Source organism: Streptomyces sp. 4F14 (assembly GCF_048159485.1).
Lineage (GTDB): Bacteria > Actinomycetota > Actinomycetes > Streptomycetales > Streptomycetaceae > Streptomyces.
Genome location: NZ_JBLRVY010000032.1, coordinates 102379 through 121708 on the forward strand (window position 1 = coordinate 102379; position 19330 = coordinate 121708).

Annotated in this window: 14 protein-coding genes and 1 pseudogene; 7 read left to right on the top strand and 8 right to left on the bottom strand. The window is 72.4% G+C overall.

Features of this window, described 5'->3' with window-relative positions; all coding sequences use genetic code 11:
• Positions 1-390 precede the first annotated feature (390 nt).
• The 3 genes and pseudogenes from ACLZOT_RS40060 to ACLZOT_RS40070 all read right to left on the bottom strand — a co-directional run.
• Positions 391-2196: pseudogene (locus ACLZOT_RS40060) on the bottom strand (FAD/NAD(P)-binding protein); the annotation flags it as partial.
• Positions 2193-3338 carry a DegT/DnrJ/EryC1/StrS family aminotransferase gene (locus ACLZOT_RS40065; protein WP_416974109.1) on the bottom strand — a complete coding sequence of 382 codons (1146 nt, stop codon included), beginning with the start codon at positions 3336-3338 and terminating at the stop codon, positions 2193-2195. The pseudogene ACLZOT_RS40060 and the gene ACLZOT_RS40065, both read right to left, overlap by 4 nt.
• Positions 3335-3874, bottom strand: a complete 540-nt coding sequence (locus tag ACLZOT_RS40070; RefSeq protein ID WP_416974110.1) for a cupin domain-containing protein — start codon at positions 3872-3874, stop codon at positions 3335-3337. Before ACLZOT_RS40070 ends, ACLZOT_RS40065 begins: the two co-directional genes overlap by 4 nt.
• Positions 3875-4142: 268 nt before the next feature.
• Here ACLZOT_RS40070 and ispH point away from each other — a divergent pair, with 268 nt between their 5' ends.
• Both ispH and ACLZOT_RS40080 read left to right on the top strand, forming a co-directional pair.
• Positions 4143-6158, top strand: coding sequence for a 4-hydroxy-3-methylbut-2-enyl diphosphate reductase (gene ispH, locus ACLZOT_RS40075; RefSeq protein WP_416974111.1), 2016 nt, complete (start codon positions 4143-4145; stop codon positions 6156-6158).
• Between the two features lie 22 nt (positions 6159-6180).
• On the top strand, positions 6181-7794 hold the full coding sequence (locus ACLZOT_RS40080; RefSeq protein WP_416974112.1) for an AMP-binding protein: 1614 nt from the start codon (positions 6181-6183) through the stop codon (positions 7792-7794).
• Here ACLZOT_RS40080 and ACLZOT_RS40085 read toward each other — a convergent pair.
• Together ACLZOT_RS40085 and ACLZOT_RS40090 are read right to left on the bottom strand one after the other, a co-directional pair.
• On the bottom strand, positions 7771-8127 hold the full coding sequence (locus ACLZOT_RS40085) for a DoxX family protein (protein WP_319726837.1): 357 nt from the start codon (positions 8125-8127) through the stop codon (positions 7771-7773). The genes ACLZOT_RS40080 and ACLZOT_RS40085 overlap by 24 nt on opposite strands.
• Before the next feature lie 120 nt (positions 8128-8247).
• On the bottom strand, positions 8248-8604 hold the full coding sequence (locus ACLZOT_RS40090) for a hypothetical protein (RefSeq protein WP_416974113.1): 357 nt from the start codon (positions 8602-8604) through the stop codon (positions 8248-8250).
• A gap of 39 nt (positions 8605-8643) precedes the next feature.
• Between ACLZOT_RS40090 and ACLZOT_RS40095 the strand changes: the two genes are divergently transcribed.
• From ACLZOT_RS40095 to ACLZOT_RS40105, 3 genes are all read left to right on the top strand, one after another.
• Positions 8644-10203 (top strand): phytoene desaturase family protein, encoded by a 1560-nt coding sequence (locus ACLZOT_RS40095; RefSeq protein ID WP_416974114.1) that lies wholly within the window; start codon positions 8644-8646, stop codon positions 10201-10203.
• Positions 10204-10278: 75 nt separating this feature from the next.
• Positions 10279-11391 carry an NAD(P)H-dependent flavin oxidoreductase gene (locus ACLZOT_RS40100; protein WP_416974115.1) on the top strand — a complete coding sequence of 371 codons (1113 nt, stop codon included), beginning with the start codon at positions 10279-10281 and terminating at the stop codon, positions 11389-11391.
• Positions 11388-12968 carry an acyl-CoA synthetase gene (locus ACLZOT_RS40105; RefSeq protein WP_416974116.1) on the top strand — a complete coding sequence of 527 codons (1581 nt, stop codon included), beginning with the start codon at positions 11388-11390 and terminating at the stop codon, positions 12966-12968. The genes ACLZOT_RS40100 and ACLZOT_RS40105 overlap by 4 nt, the downstream gene beginning before the upstream one ends.
• On the opposite strand, the gene ACLZOT_RS40110 is transcribed toward ACLZOT_RS40105, so the two are convergent.
• Both ACLZOT_RS40110 and ACLZOT_RS40115 read right to left on the bottom strand, forming a co-directional pair.
• Positions 12933-15317 carry a penicillin acylase family protein gene (locus tag ACLZOT_RS40110; protein WP_416974117.1) on the bottom strand — a complete coding sequence of 795 codons (2385 nt, stop codon included), beginning with the start codon at positions 15315-15317 and terminating at the stop codon, positions 12933-12935. The genes ACLZOT_RS40105 and ACLZOT_RS40110 overlap by 36 nt on opposite strands.
• Positions 15318-15463: 146 nt before the next feature.
• A complete protein-coding gene (locus ACLZOT_RS40115; RefSeq protein WP_416974118.1) occupies positions 15464-15925 on the bottom strand; it encodes a MarR family winged helix-turn-helix transcriptional regulator in 462 nt (153 codons plus the stop codon).
• Between the two features lie 107 nt (positions 15926-16032).
• On the opposite strand from ACLZOT_RS40115, the gene ACLZOT_RS40120 reads away from it, so the two are divergent.
• Both ACLZOT_RS40120 and ACLZOT_RS40125 read left to right on the top strand, forming a co-directional pair.
• Positions 16033-16413 carry a tautomerase family protein gene (locus ACLZOT_RS40120; protein ID WP_416974119.1) on the top strand — a complete coding sequence of 127 codons (381 nt, stop codon included), beginning with the start codon at positions 16033-16035 and terminating at the stop codon, positions 16411-16413.
• A gap of 110 nt (positions 16414-16523) precedes the next feature.
• Positions 16524-18026 (top strand): acyl-CoA synthetase, encoded by a 1503-nt coding sequence (locus ACLZOT_RS40125; protein WP_416974120.1) that lies wholly within the window; start codon positions 16524-16526, stop codon positions 18024-18026.
• Here the strand turns inward: ACLZOT_RS40125 and paaK are convergent.
• A complete protein-coding gene (gene paaK, locus ACLZOT_RS40130) occupies positions 18013-19290 on the bottom strand; it encodes a phenylacetate--CoA ligase PaaK (protein WP_416974121.1) in 1278 nt (425 codons plus the stop codon). The genes ACLZOT_RS40125 and paaK overlap by 14 nt on opposite strands.
• Positions 19291-19330 lie beyond the last annotated feature (40 nt).

Here is a 19330-nt window from a genome sequence, read left to right on the forward strand (position 1 = left end):
CGGGGTGGACGTGGGCGGAGGGCCGGCATGAGGGGTGAGCATGGGGTGGGAGAGGTCGGCCGGGGTGCCGGCGGAGAGTGGCGCGGGATCCGAGGAGGCGGCGGGAGGTTCTGGTGCGGAGCGCGGGAGGACGGTCGGTGAGATGGCCGGGGCATCGGCGGGCGGTGTCCGCACCGGTTCCGAGGGCGCGGCGGCGAGTTCCGGCGCGAGTGAGGCCGGAACACCCCCGGGCGGTGTCAGCGCGGCGGGATGTTCTGGTACCGGGGCGGTGAGGGCTCCCGGGGCATCGGTGGGCGATGTCCGCGCGGGGCCCGAGGGAACGGCGGCACGTTCTGGCGCCGCGCCCGATGACACCCCGGGAACCCCCGACGCGGCCTCCCCGGTCATCCTCGGCCCCAGCGCCAGCACCGCCCGCGCCACCGCGTCCGCGTCGCCGAGGATCATCGAGTCCACGCCGGGGCGGATCCCGGCGGCGGTCACCCAGTGGACGCCCTCCGTGGGGACGCCGAGGGCGAAGCGCCGGGGATGAGGGCGCCCCGCCGCGTCGACCAGGCGGTACGGGCGCTCCGTGACGGCCAGGCCCCGCGTCGGGACCTCCGTCCCGCAACTCCCGGCGATCGAGAAGCACTTCGCCCGCCCGGAGTCCAGCAGCCCCCGCAGCAACGGGTCCGCCGTACGGTCGAGGTCCGGCTCCGGGAGCCGCGCCTCGATCAGTGCCGTCGCCCGTACCGGCGGCCCCGGTACGACACCGGAGACGACGCCGAAGCCGTCCTCCCCGGCCGACACCCGGACCTCCGGCCCGAGGATCTCCACCACCCCCGCCTCGACCAGCGCGACCAGTTCGGCCACCCGCGAGACCGGCGGCCCGATCGACAGGAACGCGTTCAGCGGGGTGTACCAGCCCTGGAGGTCGTCCCGGTACGAACCGCCCTCCAGGCGCCCGTGGTCGACGGCGGCCCGGATCTCGTTGCGCAGATCCCGCAGCACGTCCAGGGCGGCCTTGAGGGGACCGCGTACGTTGCCCGCGCGGGCCTCGCGCACGTCGTCCGTAAGGTGCTCCAGGAGCCACGCACGGTACGCGTCCTGGTCAGGAAGGCCGTGTCCGAGCCAGGGCCGGGCCACCCGCTCCCAGTCCCACCGCTCGTCCGGCGCGACCCCGGCGGCGTCCAGCAGGCGGGCTTCGGCGGCACGGTCGGGCGCGGCCAGGAACTCCCGTACGAAGCGCTCCCCGCCCAGCAGCGTGCCGTAGTAGACGCTCTCGACCTCCTTGGCGATCAGCGGCCACAGGTCGGCGCCGAACGACAGGCGTTCGCCGTCCTCGGCCCGCCGGTGCAGCCGGGCGACAGCCGCCAGGGTCAGCAGCCGGGGCTCGTGCCGGCCGTGCGCGCCCTTCTGGTTCTCGCCGCGCGCGTGGTACGGCACCCCGCGCCGGGACCCGGCGACGATGCGCGGCTCCCGGCCCGAGGGGCGGTAGCGCAGCCGCCCGGCGTCCTCGGCGAACGTGCCGCCCCGGTCCTCGGTGAGCAGGGCCAGCACGTCGAAGAAGTTCAGCCCGAGACCGCGTACGAAGACCGTCTCGCCCGGCGCGATCCCGGACAGGTCGAGGTCGGCCGGGTTCGCGGGGGCGAAGTAGCCGGGGGTCCGCGCGAGGTGTTGTTCGGCGGGCGTGGGGAGGGCGGGGAGGTGCCCCTGTGCGAGGACCACCGCGTCCAGGCCGGTCAGCCGGGTGCCGTCCGCCAGGCGCAGGGACTGCGTGCCGTCCGCCGAGTCGTCGAGCGCGAGGGCGGACGTGCGGTGTTCCAGGACGGTGAGGTGAGCCGGCGCCGAGTCCCGCACCGTGCGGAAGACGTCCTCCAGGTACGCGCCGTAGAAAGCGCGCGTCGGATAGTCGTCGGGCCCGAGCCGCCCCGCCGCCCACTCGTACAGGCTGGGCCCCTCCTCCACGGGGCCGTCCATCGTCACCGTGTGGTCGGTGAACATCGTGACCTGCGAGGCCACCGTGTTCATCAGCAGCAGCCGCGACTGGTCCGTACGCCACACCTTTCCCGCGCCCGGCGCGTACGGGTCCACCACATGCACGGTCACCGCCTCGTGCGCGGGCGACTTCCGCTCGTTCGCGCACAGCCGCTCCAGGACGGACAGCCCTCGCGGCCCCGCTCCGACAAGACAGACGACAAGCACGGGCTCTCCTGTCAGGACGCGCGGACGTTGTTCTTCAGCTCGGCCCGCAGGACGTCGACGACGCGTTCCACCTGGCCGTCGCTCAGCTCGGCGTGCATGGGGATCGCGAGGTTGCGGTGGAAGAGGTCCGCGGAGACCGGGCAGCTCTGTACGGCGTCGTAGACCGGCTGGAGGTGGCTAGCCCAGGTGCCGTGGCCGCAGCCGACGCCCTGGGCGCGCAGCGAGGCGGCGAGGGCGGAGCGGTCGACGCGGGGGGAGAGGGTCACGAGGTAGGACTGCCAGGCGTGGGTGCGGTCGTCCGGCACGTGCGGCAGGGCCAACAGCTCCTCGTCGGCGAGGAGTTCGCCGTACGCCGCCGCCACCTCGGCGCGGCGGGCCAGGAGTTCGTCGACGCGCTCGATCTGGACCTGGAGGATCGCGGCGGCGATGTCGGAGAGCTTGTAGTTGTAGCCGATGTCGGTGAAGACGGGGATCGGCAGCCCGACCACCTGGGCCTGGTCGTAGATGCTCCCGATGCCGAACGACGACCGCAGCCGCGCGTCCGCGCCGATCACCGGGTCGGCGGCGAGCAGCGCCCCGCCCTCGCCGCTGCTGGCGCCCTTGCGGCCGTGGAAGGAGAGACACGCCACCGGCGCCAGCGCGCCCGCCGGCCGCCCCCGGTAGGTCGCGCCGACCGCGCAGGCCGCGTCCTCGACGACGAACAGGCCGTGCCGGTCGGCGAGCGCCATCAACTCGTCGTAGTCGGCGGGCAGTCCGACCGTGTCGACGGCGATCACACCCACCGTGCGCGGCCCGATCAGCGCGGCCACCGCCTGCGGGTCGACCGTGCCGGTGTCGGGCCGGACGTCCGCGAAGACGGGCGTCGCACCGAGGTAGCGCACCGCGTGCGCCGGGGCCGGGAAGGTGTAGTCGGCGACGATCACCTCGTCGCCCGGCTCGACGCCCAGCGCCAGCATCGCCAGGTGCAGCGCGGCGCCGCAGTTGCTCAGCGCGACCGCGTCCCCGACGCCGTACCGCTCCTTGAGCTGGGCCTCGAACGCCTTGCCCCGCGGACCCTGGCCGGCCGGCCAGCCGGAGGCGAACACCTCGGCGACGGCGGCGAGTTCGCGGGCGCCGAGGCTCGCGTGGACGAGCGGGACGCTGTCGTTGGTGGTCACGGGGCGACCGTCCTTTCCGCGGGAGGGGTGTAGCGCAGCGGGGTGATCTGCTGGACGTCGTAGCGGCGGCGCATCCGCTCGACCGCCTCGGGGTCCACCGAGTCACCGGCGGCGAAGATCTCGACGATCTCCTCGAAGTAGTGCTCGTGGTCCGGCGAGGGGGAGCTCTGGAAGAGCATGCGGGCCGGGGTGTCCGAGGCGTTGCGGAAGGCGTGCGGGGTGCCCGGCGGCACGAACATGCAACTGCCGGTGACCGCCCGGACCGGACGCTCGCCCTTGAGGGACTCCCAGCCGTGCCAGGTGTCCTCGGTCCGCTCGGCGGGCTCGAACGCGAACAGCTCCAGCTCGCCCTCCAGGACGTAGAAGAACTCCTGGGACTCGCTGTGCGCGTGCGCCCCCACGTCGAAGCCCGGCGGCACGACCACCTCGAACACGGACGAGGAGGAGCCGTCCGCGGCCGTGACCTTGAAGGTCACGTCCTGTGCTTTCGTCACGAGTTTCCTGCCGTGACCGGGCGGAACGATCAGACCGCTCATAGAGGTTGTTCTCCGTGTTATCGATGTCATTCGTGTCAGTTCGTGTCAGTCCGTGTCAGGGGAAATGCGGAATTCCGGGCCGGTCCCGCGGCCGATTTCCCCAGTGACGATGCCAGCGCCGACTTGGTGGCCACTGGGCCCGCGATTGGCGCCCGCTTGCCGCCAAGCCGGGGCCAACTCGCCGCGTATTCCCCGGCAAGGGACGGCACCGAGGATGCGGTGCGCACGGATTCCGGAATCCGGTACCGACCACCCCGAGGGGGAAACCATGCAGTCCGCAACCGCACCGCCGCGTGTGCTGCTCGCCGCGCCGCGGGGGGCCTGTGCCGGAGTGCACCGGGCCATCGAGACCGTGGAACGCGCCCTGGAGATCCACGGCGCCCCCGTGTACGTCCGCAAGCAGATCGTCCACAACGAGCACGTCGTGCGGGAACTGGAGGGCAAGGGCGCCCGGTTCGTCGACTCCGAGGAGGAGGTACCGGCCGGCGCCGTCTGCGTGTTCTCCGCGCACGGGGTCTCGCCGAGCGTGCGGGAGAACGCGCGGGGGCGTGAGCTGACGGTCGTCGACGCGACGTGCCCGCTGGTCACCAAGGTGCATCAGGAGGCGGTGCGCTTCGCCCGCACCAAGGACACGCTGATCCTCATCGGGCACGCCGACCACGAGGAGATCGAGGGCACGTACGGGGAGGCGCCGGAGCGGACGGTCGTCGTCGCCGACGTGGCCGAGGCGCGGAAGCTCGAACTGGCGCCGGGGGCGAGGGTCGCGTACCTGACGCAGACCACGTTGTCCGTGGACGACACCGCCGAGATCGTCGCCGTGCTCACGGAACGCTTTCCAGGGATCACCGGGCCGGGCGCCGCCGACATCTGCTACGCCAGCCAGAACCGGCAGAACGCCGTCAAGGCCATCGCCGGGCGCAGCGACCTCGTCCTCGTCGTGGGCTCGGCGAACTCCAGCAACTCCCTGCGGCTCGTGGAGGTCGCGCGGGCCGCCGGCACGCCCGCACGGCTCCTGACGGACCCGGCGCTGCTGGACGCCGGGTGGCTGAAGGACGTGCGCACGGTCGGGCTGACCGCCGGGGCGAGCGTGCCCGAAGTGCTGGTCGACCAGGCGCTGGGGCGGCTCGCGGAGCTGGGGTTCGAGGACGTCCGGACGGAGGAGACGGTGGTGGAGAACGTGACCTTCAAACTGCCGGTGGAGCTGGGGGAGTTGGAGAGCCCGGTGGAGCGCGCCGCGTCAGATGCCGCGCGGCATGCCGAGGAGACCTGCGCCAAGCTCCTCGACCGAGTCGACCAGCGCATCGCCGTCCTCCTCAACTCCGAGGCCGAGCACTGGAGTTCCGTGGACCCCCGGGCCGCCGTACCGGTCGCCGTCGTCGCGGAACTCGTCGCGGCGGGCGGCAAACGGCTGCGCCCCCTGTTCTGCGTCACCGGCTTTCTCGCGGCCGGCGCGGACGGCGACGAGGACACCGTCGTCGACGCGGCCGCCGCCCTGGAGCTGCTGCACGCGTTCGCGCTGCTCCACGACGACATCATCGACAACTCGCCCACCCGGCGCGGCAGTCCGACCGCCCACGTCGCCCACACCGACCTGCACGCGCGCAGCGGCTGGGCGGGGGAGTCCCGCCGGTACGGCGAGGGCGTCGCCCTCCTCGCCGGGGACCTGGCACTCAGCTACGCGAACCGGCTCGCGGGCACCCTGACCGGCCCGGCGGCGCAGGTCTGGCACGAGCTGGTCACCGAGATGATCGTCGGCCAGCAGCTCGACGTCGCCCTCGCCGCCGAGGCCGTCCCCGACGAGACGCTGGCCCGCTGGGTCGCCGTCTGCAAGTCCGGCCGCTACACCATCCACCGCCCCCTCGCCCTCGGCGCGGCCCTCGCCGGACACCCCGCGCTGTACGGCGCGTTCGAGGCGTACGGGGTCGCGGCGGGCGAGGCGTTCCAGCTCAGGGACGACCTCCTCGACGCGTTCGGCGACGCCGAGGTCACCGGGAAGCCGGCCGGCCTCGACCTCGACGAGCACAAGATGACCCTGCTCATCGCGCTGGGCGCCGCGAAGGACCCAGAGGTGGCCCGGCTCGTCGAGGAGAGCCGGCACGCCGACTGGAACCCGGCCGCCCTGCACGCCGCGCTGCTCGCCTCCGGCGTCCGCGCGGACGTGGAGGCGCGCATCGACGCCCTCGTCACCGACGCCCGCACGGCCCTCGCCGGTGCCGCGCTGCCCGACCTGTGGCGGCTGCGGCTCGAAGGACTCGCCGACATGGTCGCCTACCGCGACCGCTGACCCCACCCGAAGGACCGAAGCCATGAGCACACTCCTGTACCGACTGAGCCCGAAGCCGGACCGTGCCGCCCTGCACCGCAAGGGCCTCTACCTCGGTGTCGTCCCCCAGGCGGCGGCCCGGGTGCGGGGCGCGATGCCGGTGACCCTCGACCACGACCTCGACGTCCTGCCCGACGCCGGACGCGACCTGACGGTGAGTCAACTCGCGGGCCACGTCGCGGACATCGCGAACCGCCTCGCCGTCGCCGGAGTACGCCGGGGCGGACACGCGGTGATCTGCAAGGCCCCCAACTTCGACCTCTGGCTCCTCGCGACGGCCGTCGAACGCCTCGGCGCGGTCCCCGTGATGCTCTCCCACCACCTCGACTCCGAGGCCCTGTCAGCGCTCCTCGCCCGCCTCGACCGCCCCCACCTGATCACCGACGGCCCCAAGCTCCGCTCCCTCACCGGGGACGGCGTCGACCTCGACGGGCTGACCCGGGGCGTGCTCGGCGTCGGCGACGCGGGGCCCGGCGCGGTCGCGCTCGCCGGTCTGGACGGCTCGGTCGCGGTCCGCCCGGTGCTGCGCGGCCTCGACGAACCCGCGATGATCACCCACACCTCCGGCACCACCGGCCTGCCGAAACTCGTCGTGCACACCCCGCGCACGATGCGCTCCCGGCTGCGCCCCCAGATCTTCCTGCTCGGCCTGATGCGCAAGAAGGGCACCGTCGCGATCCACACCCCGTTCGGCCACTCCCGGACCTTCGCCGCGATGTCCCTGTGCCTCCTCCAGGGCATGCCGCCGCTGCTCGTCAACGACGGCACCCCGGACGCCGTCGCGACCTTCTTCGCCGAGCAACGCCCGTGGCTGATCGAGGCGTTGCCCAACACCTTCCTCGCCTGGGAGCGGTTGGCCGACGACCCGCGCCGCCCCTTCGCGTCCGTCAAGTACTTCAGCAGCACCTTCGACGCGATCCACCCGCGCACCGTACGCCGCCTGCTGCACGCCTCGGGCCAGCGCGCGCAGTTCTTCCAGATCTACGGACAGAGCGAGGTCGGCCCCGCCGCCGGACGCCCCTACTTCCGCCGGTTCGCCCACCGCATGGACGGCCGCTGCGTCGGCTACCCCCTGCCGGGCAGCGCCCGGGTCCGCCTCGTCAGCCGGGACGGCGGCCGGCCCTCGCAGGACAACCCCGGTTCCATCGAGGTCCGTTGGGACGGCATCGCGAAGACGTACCACGGCGAGCAGGAGCGCTACGACGCCAACCTGAACGACGGCTGGTGGCGCACCGGTGACGTCGGCTACCGCTCACGGTTCGGCTGCCTGCACCTGCTGGACCGGGAGTTCGACGAGATCCCCGGCGTCGGCAGCAACCTGGAGATCGAGGACCTCCTCCTCGACGAACTCGCGGAACTCGCCGAGGTGGTCGTCGTGCAGGGGCCCGACGCCGAGGCCGTGCCCGTCGTCTGCACGCACGGCGACGAACCGCTCGACGCCGGCCGCTGGCGCGCGGCCACCGCCCGCTACCCGCAGCTCGCCGCGCCCGTCCAGATCCCGCTGGCCGAACTCCCGCGCACCGCCACCCTCAAGACCCGCCGCGTGGAACTCTCCCGGCGCCTGGCGGCCGGGCTACCAGGGGCCGTGGTCGAGTAGTCCGAGGACGAGGATCGCCACCGCCGTGGCGAGGAACACGATCCCGCCCACGATGTTGCGGGACCCCACCCGCACGTGGGCGATGATCGCCCCCACGAAGTACAGGATCAGGCCGATCGCGGCGAGCGTGCCCAGCACGGGGACCGCGAGCCCGGCCAGCAGTCCGACGGTGCCCGCCGCCAGCAGCGACCCGAGGACCGGGACGTACTTGCGGGGGATGCCCTTCATGTCCGCCTGGGTCTTGGGGTACTCATGGCCGATCAGGTAGGTCACGGCGGCGGCACCGTTGAAGACCGCGCCGACGATGGTCATGGTGACGAAAGCGGTGGACAAGTTCTCTCCGCATCTTTGAGGACGACCTTGCTGAGCACCGTACCGAGATGCCCCCCGAGTTTCGATGATCGTACAGGCGACACCGCGCCAAGTCTCGGTGACCGCGCGTGACTTGAGGGCTCAGACGGCGTCCCAGCCGTGCTGTCGGTGCGCGGGTTCCGCCTCGCTCACCGGCAGCCACCGAGCCTCGTACACGGTGTCGCGCAGCCGGAAGCGGCCTGCCGACCAGTCGGCGAGTTCGCTGTCGACGTCCTCGCCCCGGACCACGTCGTCCTCGGGGGCCAGCGTGCCGGAGGAACCCACCGGCCACACCATCCACTCCGGCAGCTCCTGCTCACTGGTCACGCGCCTGCGCCACAGCCACCCCGTGTACTCCCGCCAGACGTCCACCCGGGTGACCAGCAGCCCGACCTCCTGCCCGTCGGCGAACAACCGAGCCGCACCTCGCCGATACGGATCGAGCCGCACGTCGCGCATGATCACGCCCTCCCACCCCCACGCGTGTTACCAAGAACCATGCCTGCACACGAAGGATCCCACGCGTACGACGCCGTCATCGTCGGCGGTGGTCACAACGGCCTGGTCGCCGCCGCCTACTTGGCCCGCGCCGGACGGACGGTGCTCGTGCTGGAGCGGCTGGACCGCACCGGCGGCGCGGCCGTCTCCACGCGGCCGTTCGCCGGGGTGGACGCGCGTCTGTCGCGGTACTCGTACCTGGTGAGCCTGCTGCCCGACAAGATCGTCAAGGATCTCGGCCTGAGCTTCCGGGTCAGGTCCCGTGACATCTCCTCGTACACGCCCGTCGAGCGGCACGGGAAGCCCACGGGCCTGCTCGTCGGTGGCGGAGATCACCGCACTCGGGAAGCCTTCGCGCGACTCACCGGCTCGGACCGGGAGTTCGAGGCGTGGCAGCGGTTCTACGGACTCACCGGGCACGTCGCCCGCCGCGTCTTCCCGACGCTCACCGAACCCCTGCCGGGCCGCGAGGAGTTGAGGCGGAGGGTGGACGACGAGGAGGCGTGGCGCGTCCTGTTCGAGGAGCCGGTCGGGACGGCGATCGAGGAGCGGTTCGCGGACGACACCGTGCGCGGAGTCGTCCTGACGGACGCCCTGATCGGTACGTTCGCGGACGCGCACGACCCGTCGCTGGCCCAGAACCGCTGCTTCCTCTACCACGTCATCGGCGGCGGCACCGGCGCCTGGGACGTCCCCGTCGGCGGCATGGGCGCCCTCACCGACGCCCTCGCCCAGGCGGCCCGCGAGGCCGGCGCCGTCCTCGCCACCGGCCACGAGGTCACCCGCATCGACACCGACGGCCGTACGGCGGAGGTCAGTTACCGCACCGCCGACGGCGAGGGCGTCGCCGCCGCCCGCCACGTCCTCGTGAACGCCTCCCCGCAGGCCCTCGCCCACCTGACCGGTGCCACACCGCCGGAGCCCGCCGAGGGTGCCCAGCTCAAGGTGAACATGCTCCTGAAGCGGCTCCCACGCCTCAAGGACACGGCCGTCGACCCGCGCGAGGCGTTCGCCGGAACCTTCCACATCGCGGAGGGGTACGGCCAACTCGCCGCCGCCTACGCCGAGTCGGCCGCCGGACACCTCCCCAGCGCCCCGCCCTCGGAGATCTACTGCCACTCCCTCACCGACCCGACCATCCTGGGGCCGGAGTTGACGGGTCATCACACGCTCACCCTCTTCGGGCTGCACACTCCTGCCCGTCTTTTCCGCGAGGACAACGACGCCGTCCGTGAGGAACTCCTCACCCGCACCCTGGCCCAACTCGACGCCCACCTCGCCGAACCGCTGGCCGACTGCCTCGCCACCGACGCCGACGGCCGCCCCTGCATCGAGGCGAAGACGCCGCTCGACCTGGAACGCGACCTGCGCCTGCCCGGCGGCAACATCTTCCACCGCGCCCTGTCCTGGCCCTACTCCCAGGAGGGCGACGGCCGTTGGGGCGTGGAGACGCCGCACGCGAACGTCCTTCTGTGCGGCGCGGGCGCGATCCGCGGGGGCGGAGTGAGCGGCGTGCCGGGGCACAACGCGGCCATGGCCGTACTGGAGCGCCCCCGTTGACGACAGGGACCGGTTTCTGACGATCCATCAGAAAACCTCTTCCCTCGGACGACCGTCTGCGGCATCCTGCGCGACATGCAGACGGAGCTGAGCAACCAACTGGGAGTCGAGCACGCCCTCTTCGGCTTCACGCCGTTCCCCGCCGTCGCCGCGGCGATCAGCCGGGCCGGCGGGTTCGGCGTGCTCGGCGCGGTCCGCTACACCGCCCCCGACGACCTCAAGCGCGACCTGGACTGGCTGGACGCGCACGCCGAGGGGCGGCCGTACGGGCTGGACGTCGTCATGCCGGCCAAGAAGGTCGAGGGCGTCACCGAGGCCGACGTCGAGGCCATGATCCCCGAGGGGCACCGGCAGTTCGTGCGCGAGACCCTCGCCAAGCACGGCGTGCCCGAACTCGCCGAGGGCGAGGTGTCCGGCTGGCGGATCACCGGGTGGATGGAACAGGTCGCCCGAGGCCAGCTCGACGTCGCCTTCGACTACCCGATCAAGTTGCTGGCCAACGCGCTGGGTTCACCACCGGCCGACGTCATCGCCCGCGCCCACGCGCGGGGGGTGCGGGTCGCGGCTCTCGCCGGAAGCGCCCGGCACGCGCTCAAGCACAAGGACGCGGGCATCGACATCGTCGTGGCCCAGGGCTACGAGGCCGGCGGCCACACGGGCGAGATCGCCTCGATGGTCCTCACCCCAGAGGTGGTCGAGGCCGTCGACCCGCTGCCCGTGCTCGCCGCCGGAGGCATCGGCAGCGGCGCCCAGGTCGCCGCCGCGTTCGCCCTCGGCGCGCAGGGCGCCTGGCTCGGCTCGCTCTGGCTCACCACCGCCGAGGCCGACATGCACTCCACCGCCGTCACCCGCAAACTCCTCGCCGCCGGCTCCGGTGACACCGTCCGCTCCCGCGCCCTGACCGGCAAACCGGCCCGGCAGCTGCGCACCGAGTGGACCGACGCCTGGGACGACCCGGACGGCCCCGGCACCCTCCCCATGCCCCTCCAGGGCCTGCTGGTCGCCGAGGCGCTTTCCCGGATCCAGAAGTACGAGGTCGAACCGCTGCTCGGCACTCCCGTCGGGCAGATCGTCGGCCGGATGACCGAAGTGCGCGCCGTCCAGGCCGTCGTCGACGACCTCACCCGCGGCTTCGAGAAAGCAGTCGAGCGCATGAACCGGATCGCCGCCGGAAGGAGCCCCCGATGACCACCGGTTTCTGGGCCCAGGCCACCGAGAACCCCGACCGCGTCGTCCTGGTCGCCCCCGACGGCCAGGAGTGGACCGCCGGACGCCTCCACGCCGAGGCCAACCGCCTCGTCCACGGCCTGCGCGCCGCCGGACTCGAACGCGGCGACGCCTTCGCGACCGTCCTGCCCAACTCCCCCGAATTCATCGCCACTCACCTGGCCGCCACCCAAGCGGGCCTCTACCTCGTCCCGGTCAACCACCACTTCGTCGCCCCCGAGATCGCCTGGATCGTCGCCGACTCCGGCGCCAAGGTCCTCATCGCCCACGAACGGTTCGCCGACACCGCCGCTCAAGCCGCCGACGAGGCCGGACTCCCCGCCGGCCGGCGGTACGCCCTCGGCACCGTCGACGGCTTCCGGCCGTACGCCGAACTCCTCGACGGACAACCGGAGTCGGCCCCCTCGGAGCGCACCCTCGGCTGGGTCATGAACTACACGTCCGGGACGACCGGACGCCCGCGCGGCATCCGCAGGCCGCTGCCGGGGAAACTCCCCGAAGAGACCTACCTGGGCGGCTTCCTGGCCTTCTTCGGCATCCAACCGGCGGGCGGCAACGTCCACTTGGTGTGCTCACCGCTCTACCACACAGCCGTCCTCCAGTTCGCGGCCGCCTCCCTGCACATCGGGCACCGGCTCGCGCTGATGGACAAGTGGACGCCCGAGGAGATGCTCCGCCTGATCGACCGTCAGAAGTGCACGCACACCCACATGGTGCCCACCCAGTTCCACCGCCTCCTCGCCCTCCCCGAGGAGGTCAGGGCCCGCTACGACGTCTCCTCCATGCGGCACGCCATCCACGGCGCCGCCCCCTGCCCCGACCACGTCAAGCGGGCGATGATCGACTGGTGGGGGAGCTGCGTCGAGGAGTACTACGCGGCCAGCGAGGGCGGCGGGGCGTTCGCGAGCGCCGAGGACTGGCTCAAGAAGCCCGGCACGGTCGGAAAAGCCTGGCCCATCAGCGAGCTGGCCGTCTTCGACGACGACGGCAACCGGCTGCCGCCCGGCCGACTCGGGACGGTCTACCTGAAGATGAACACGGGCGGGTTCGCCTACCACAAGGACGAGCAGAAGACCCGCAAGAACCGCATCGGCGACTTCTTCACCGTCGGCGACCTCGGACTCCTCGACGAGGACGGCTACTTGTTCCTGCGTGACCGGAAGATCGACCTCATCATCTCCGGCGGCGTCAACATCTACCCCGCCGAGATCGAGGCGGCCCTCCTCGCCCACCCGGCCGTCGCCGACGCCGCCGCCTTCGGCATCCCCCACGACGACTGGGGCGAGGAGGTCAAGGCGGTCGTCGAACCGGCCCCGGGTCACACCCCGGGACCGGACCTCACCGCCGACCTCCTCGCCCACTGCGCCGGACAACTCGCCGGCTACAAACGGCCCAAGAGCATCGACTTCATCGCCGAGATGCCCCGCGACCCCAACGGCAAGCTCTACAAACGCCGGCTGCGGGAGCCGTACTGGGCCGATTCGACTCCGGCCGACACCGGCTCAGTTGTGAACGCGGACGGTCCGAAGGACGGGTGACGCCTTGACGTCCTTCTCGCAGAACCGCGCCGTCACCCACCGCTCCTGTGAATACAGGCGCGTCTGGTCCGTGTAGTGCGGCGAGTTCGGGTTCGACGACTGCGAGTACGTCAGCAGCGTCCGCGCCACCGGACACCCGCTCCCGTCCCAGCCGACGGCCTGGACATGGCTGGACCCCATCGACACCTCGGAGTAGCCACCCCCCGCCGGATCCCACCGCGGCTCGACCTTGTTCCACACACCCAGCCCCTCGGTCCCGCCCGGGACGGGAATCCGCTTCCCGTTCCGGACGACGAACTGGTGCTCCCCCAGCGGGGAGTCGAGCGGGATCCCCGCCGACCGCAGCTCGGTCACCGCGTCCGCGAGAGCCTTCGCGAAGGCCGGGCTGTCGGTGTTGAGGGTGTTCGGCGTGTTCACCGGGTCGGCCGCCGAGAACGGCACCTTCCAGCGCTGCGCGGGCAGCTTCCGCCAGAACCGGTCGAAGAGCAGCGCACCCCTGCTGCCCGTGTCCATCGTCCGGTCCCAGGCCGCCAGCACGCCGCACGCCTCGGAGACGTCGACAGCCGTACCGCTGCTGCCCGTCGCCTGCCCGCCCGGCAGTGCCGCGCACGCCCTCGCCGCGTCGGCCGCCGTCAGGTCCCCGGCCGGAACCCGGTTCGCGAACTGCTGCGCCTGAAGATCCCGCACGGTCAGCTTCCCGCGCTCCGCGAGCGCCGCCACGTCCTGGATCGCCCCGCGCGTCCGCAGCCCCCGCTGCGTGCCGATGGTCCCGAAGATCCGCTCGTACCCGGTGATCGGCTGCCCGGCATTGGTCAGCCAGGGACTGTCGTTGGAGTTCTCGACGTACGCGGCGTCCCGCAGCGTCGGCATCTTCGCGGGCCCGAAGATCCCGGGCTGTACGGCGTCGGCGTCGTCGCCCGGCACGCACGCGGTGCGGGAGCCGTCGAGGACCGCGAGCCCGGCCGCCGGGTACGTCGCCGAGCCGAGCGGCGTGGAGCAGGCCGCGGCGAGGTCGTTCGTGATCCGGGGCAGCACCTGCGACTGGGAGTACAGGGTGTGCCCGGCGGAGTCGGCGGCGATCGTGTTGACCCAGGGCAGGCCCTGGTGGCTCGCCAGCGACGCGGCGATTCCCGCGGTGTCGCGGGCCTTGCCGAAGCCGAGCGAGGTGTCCGCGAACCGTAGGTTGGCCGCGTTCGGGTCGTTCAGCGCGAACGCCGTCGTCGCCGTCCACGGCAGCGGGAGCCCGGCGTCCGAGGAGGCTACGACCGGGCCGTACCGCGTCCACCACTGGGTGCGCGTCACCGGCGTGCCGTCCTTCACCGCGACGGTGACCGTCCGCTGTGTCATCCGCTCCGGCTTCCCGTCCACCAGGTAGGCGGTCGGGTCCGAGGGGGACAGGGCGAGCTGGGTGAGGTTGAAGGGGACGCCCGTCGAGACGGTGTGGCTCCACGCGATCCGCGCGTTGTAGCCGATGGAGATCGTCGGCAGGCCCAGCAACGAGCCGCCCGCGACGTCGAGTTGGCCCGGGATCGTCTGGTGCGACTGCCAGAAGCGGCGGCCCCCGTGCCACGGGTAGTGCGGGTTGCCCAGCAGCAGACCGCGGCCGTTCGCCGTCGTGTCGCCCCGGAACGCGACCGCGTTCGAGCCCATCGCGGCGTCGGCGGCGCGGCGCTCCACCTCGCGGACGACGGCCCGCGGATCGGCCTGCGTCTTGGGCGAGTCGGCCGTCGGCGGCTGGGCCGACGTGATCTCGTCGATGTTGCCGCCCTGGCCGCCGAGCATCGACAGCGCGTGGAGGCGGGCGGCCACGTCGACCGTCGTGACCGGGCCGACCCACGCCGCGTTCCTGCACGCCGGGTCGGTGATCCGGTTCTGCCTCAGCCACGCGTTGTATCCGGCCGCGAACCCGGCCATCAGGTCCTTCGCCTGACGGCTCGGGCCGCGCGGCGCCGGCTCGGCGAGGAGTGCTTCGACCGTGCGCTTGTCCCGAACGCCCTTGAAATACAGGTCACTCGACAGGTTCGTGGTGGCCGAGGAGAGCGACTGGTCGCTCGTGGCATCGGCGCCGAAGTAGCGGGAACGTTCACCCCTGACGGTCGCGAAACCGTCGGCCAGCACACAGACCTGGTCCGCCGCCTGGGCCCAGCCGGTGCCGAAGCCGAGGTCCGCGTAACTCTTCGCGGTGATGTGCGGGATGCCGTACTCGGTGTAGCGGACGACCGCGGACAACCGGCCGGAAGAAGGGTGGTCCTGTCGGCCCTGCGACTGCGCCGCCGCTGCCGGAAGCACCGTCGCCCCGGTGAACAGGGCGACGGCCGCGACGGTCAGCCGTCTGAGGCGGGTACGCATCGTGCCTCCCAACGTCGTTGATGGAAAGGGACGTTGAGCCTATCAACGGGTAAAGCGGCGTCAGGGGAACGACGGGAGGGGCGGCGGGGACGGGGGACAGGCGCCGACTCTCGGTCCGTACGCCGGCCCGCTGCCCGCCGCGCCCGTCACGCCGGCTCCCCGCCCACCTCCGTCTCGTACGCCAGCAGCGTGTTCACGAACAGGCGCCGCTCCAGCGGCGTCAGAGGGGCCAGGACCCGTCGCCAGGCCGCCGCGCCCGGCGCGAGCCATGCCGTGATCGCCGGTTCGTGCTCGGGGGACAGGGCGATGATCCGGCGTCGGCGGTCGCGTTCGTCCTCGCGGCGTTCGAGGACGCCCTTCCTGCTGAGGTCGCCGATCAGCAGGCTGACGGTCGTGGGGGCGACGCCGAGCCGCGCCGCGAGTTCGTTCACCGTCATCGGGCCGTCGAAGAGGAGGTACGACAGCAGGGAGAGGTGACGGGGGGCCAGGGAGAGGGACTGGAGGGCCTCCGGCACCGGCAGCCTCTTCGCCCGGCCGACCAGGCGGGGCATGAGCAGGAGCAGTTCACGGACGGCGGGGTCGACGCCGGTGTTGTCGTCGGAGGGCATGGACAGGGGGCTCCTGGTCGTTTATCTTTGTGATCAAAGCTATTTTGTCCGGCAAGACAATCTGGCGGACATCGTACGTGTGCCGTCTGGGAGAAGGGGAGCTGGTCATGCCGCACTGCACCGTCCATCTGGGCGAGGAGGCCCTCGCAGGGCAGGAGACGAAGCTGATCGTCGCCCTCACCGACGCGGTCGGATCCGTCTTCGGGGACGACTTCCGCAAGCTCGTGGGGGTGGACCTGATCGGCGTCCCGGCGCATCGCCGGGGGACCGGAGGGGTGGTCACGGGCGGGGCGACACCGCAGATCACGCTCAGCATGAGAGAGGGGGCCTACCGGCACCCCGGCGTACCCGAAGCGCCCGCGCGTCTGGTCGGGGCGATCACCGACGCCGTGGCCGGGGTGCTGGGGGAGGAGACGCGGGAGCGGACGCTGGTGACGCTCGTGGGGGTGCCGGAGGGGAGGTCGGGGGTGGGGGGCCGGCTGGTGTGAGGGACGGCCCGGCCCTCGACGCTGGATCGGCCCGGCCCGTGCCGCGTCCACAGCCCCCGTCCCCCGGCCCCGACTTGACCAGCCACCGCGCCCCGCCCAGGATCACCCCCATGACGTCCGGACAAGCCAGCACCACGGTCGACGGGGTGCTGCGGCGCAGTGCCCGCCGCACCCCGGCGCGTGTCGCGGTGGAGTACCGCGACCGCACCTGGACCTACGAGGAACTCGACGACGCGGTGTCCCGCGCGGCGGCCGCCCTGCTCGGGCAGGGGCTCGGGAAGGGCGACCGGGTCGCCGCCTACGGCCACAACTCCGACGCCTACCTGATCGCGTTCCTCGCCTGCGCCCGGGCCGGCCTGGTCCACGTCCCGGTGAACCAGAACCTCACCGGCGACGACCTCGCCTACCTCCTCGGCCAGTCCGGCAGCACCCTCGTCCTCACCGACCCCGACCTCGCGGCCAGGCTCCCCGACGGGACGAGGAGCCTGCCGCTGCGGGACACCGACGGCTCCCTCCTCGACCGGCTCACCGGGACGGCGCCGTACGACGGGGCGGAGGCCCGCGCCGAGGACCTCGTGCAGCTGCTGTACACGTCCGGTACGACCGCCCAGCCCAAGGGCGCGATGATGACCCACCGCGCGCTGGTCCACGAGTACCTGAGCGCGATCGCGGCACTCGACCTCAGCGCCGGGGACCGGCCCGTGCACTCGCTGCCGCTGTACCACTCGGCACAGACCCACGTGTTCCTGCTGCCCTACCTCGCGGTCGGGGCGACGAACGTCATCCTCGACGCGCCCGACGGGGACCGGCTGTTCGACCTGATCGAGACGGGCCGCGCGGACAGCCTGTTCGCACCCCCGACGGTGTGGATCGCCCTCGCGAACAGGGAGGACTTCACGACCCGCGACCTCAGCGGGCTGCGCAAGGCGTACTACGGCGCGTCGGTCATGCCGGTCCCGGTGCTGGAGCGGCTGCGGGAACGGCTCCCGAAGCTCGGGTTCTACAACTGCTTCGGCCAGAGCGAGATCGGCCCGCTGGCGATGGTCCTCGCGCCGGACGAGCACAAGGGGCGGCTCGACTCGTGCGGGCGGACGGTCCTGTTCGTGGACGCGAAGGTCGTGGACGAGAACGGGGAGGAGGTCGAGGACGGCACCGCCGGGGAGATCGTGTACCGCTCGCCGCAACTGTGCGAGGGGTACTGGGAGAAGCCGGAGGAGACCGCGGCGGCGTTCCGCGACGGCTGGTTCCGCTCCGGCGACCTCGCGACCAAGGACGCCCACGGCTTCTACACGATCGTCGACCGCGTCAAGGACGTCATCAACACCGGCGGCGTCCTCGTCGCCTCCCGCCAGGTCGAGGACGCCCTCTACACCCACGGGTCCGTCGCCGAGGCCGCCGTGATCGGCCTGCCCGACGAGAAGTGGATCGAGGCGGTCACCGCCGTCGTCGTCCCCCGAGAGGAGGTCACCGAGGCCGAACTCCTCGCCCACGCCCGGGAGAAGCTCGACCACTTCAAGGCGCCCAAGCGGATCGTGTTCGTCGACGCGCTGCCGCGCAACGCCAGCGGGAAGATCCTCAAGCGGGAGCTGAGGGACCGGTTCAGCGGGGCCTGAGGTCCACGATCCTGCGGATCTTGCCGACCGACCGCTCCAGGCTCTCCGGGTCGACGACCTCCACGCCGACCGAGACGCCGATGCCGGACTTGACCGCCGCCGCGATCGACGCCTCCGCCGCCCGGCGGTCGTCGGGGGTCGCGTCGGGGCGGGCCTCCGCGCGGACCGTGAGCGCGTCCAGGCGGCCCTCGCGGGTCAGCCGGAGCTGGAAGTGCGGCGCGACCCCCGGGGTGCGCAGGACGATCTCCTCGATCTGCGTCGGGAAGAGGTTCACGCCGCGCAGGATCACGAGGTCGTCGCTGCGGCCGGTCACCTTCGCCATCCGGCGGAAGACGCGGGCCGTACCGGGAAGCAGCCGGGTCAGATCGCGGGTGCGGTAGCGGACGACCGGCATCGCCTCCTTCGTGAGGGAGGTGAAGACCAGCTCGCCCTCGGCCCCGTCCGGCAGCACCTCGCCGGTCAGCGGGTCGACGACCTCGGGATAGAAGTGGTCCTCCCACACGTGCAGCCCGTCCTTCGTCCCGACGCACTCCTGGGCGACCCCCGGCCCGATCACCTCCGACAGGCCGTAGATGTCGACCGCGTCGATCCCGAACCGCTCCTCGATCTCCCGCCGCATCTCCTCCGTCCACGGCTCCGCCCCGAACACCCCGACCTCCAGCGAGGTGGAGCGCGGATCGACGCCCTGCCGTTCGAACTCGTCGAGGAGCGTCAGCAGGTACGAGGGCGTGACCATGATGACGCGGGGCTCCAGGTCCCGGATGAGCTGGACCTGCCGGGCCGTCATACCCCCGGACGCCGGCACGACCGTACAGCCGAGCCGCTCGGCCCCGTAGTGCGCGCCGAGCCCGCCGGTGAACAGCCCGTACCCGTACGCCACATGGACGACGTCCCCCGGCCGCGCGCCCGCCGCGCGCAGGGACCGGGCCACGAGGTCCGCCCACAGATCGAGATCGGCCTGCGTGTACCCGACGACGGTCGGCACCCCCGTCGTCCCGCTGGACGCGTGCAGTCGCCGTACCCGCTCCCGCGGAACCGCGAACATCCCGTACGGATAGTTCGCCCGCAGATCCGCCTTCGTCGTGAACGGGAACCGCGCGAGATCGGCCAGCGACGCGCAGTCCTCCGGCCGCAGCCCCGCCCTGTCGAAGGCGTCCCGGTAGAACGGCACGTTGTCGTACGCGTGCCGCAGCGACCACCGCAGCCTGCGCAGCTGCGTCTCCCGCAGCTCCTGCGGGCCCATCCGCTCACCGGCGTCCAGCATCCGCCTCACCTCCGGACCTCCAGTAACACAGATGCCCGGG

Coding starts and splice junctions, on each gene's coding strand:
- ACLZOT_RS40105 (WP_416974116.1), top strand. CDS start 11,388: ATGACCACCGGTTTCTGGGCCCAGGCCACCGAGAACCCCGACCGCGTC.
- ispH (WP_416974111.1), top strand. CDS start 4,143: ATGCAGTCCGCAACCGCACCGCCGCGTGTGCTGCTCGCCGCGCCGCGG.
- ACLZOT_RS40095 (WP_416974114.1), top strand. CDS start 8,644: ATGCCTGCACACGAAGGATCCCACGCGTACGACGCCGTCATCGTCGGC.
- ACLZOT_RS40100 (WP_416974115.1), top strand. CDS start 10,279: ATGCAGACGGAGCTGAGCAACCAACTGGGAGTCGAGCACGCCCTCTTC.
- ACLZOT_RS40125 (WP_416974120.1), top strand. CDS start 16,524: ATGACGTCCGGACAAGCCAGCACCACGGTCGACGGGGTGCTGCGGCGC.
- ACLZOT_RS40110 (WP_416974117.1), bottom strand. CDS start 15,317: ATGCGTACCCGCCTCAGACGGCTGACCGTCGCGGCCGTCGCCCTGTTC.
- ACLZOT_RS40115 (WP_416974118.1), bottom strand. CDS start 15,925: ATGCCCTCCGACGACAACACCGGCGTCGACCCCGCCGTCCGTGAACTG.
- ACLZOT_RS40070 (WP_416974110.1), bottom strand. CDS start 3,874: ATGAGCGGTCTGATCGTTCCGCCCGGTCACGGCAGGAAACTCGTGACG.
- ACLZOT_RS40090 (WP_416974113.1), bottom strand. CDS start 8,604: ATGCGCGACGTGCGGCTCGATCCGTATCGGCGAGGTGCGGCTCGGTTG.
- ACLZOT_RS40080 (WP_416974112.1), top strand. CDS start 6,181: ATGAGCACACTCCTGTACCGACTGAGCCCGAAGCCGGACCGTGCCGCC.
- ACLZOT_RS40120 (WP_416974119.1), top strand. CDS start 16,033: ATGCCGCACTGCACCGTCCATCTGGGCGAGGAGGCCCTCGCAGGGCAG.
- paaK (WP_416974121.1), bottom strand. CDS start 19,290: ATGCTGGACGCCGGTGAGCGGATGGGCCCGCAGGAGCTGCGGGAGACG.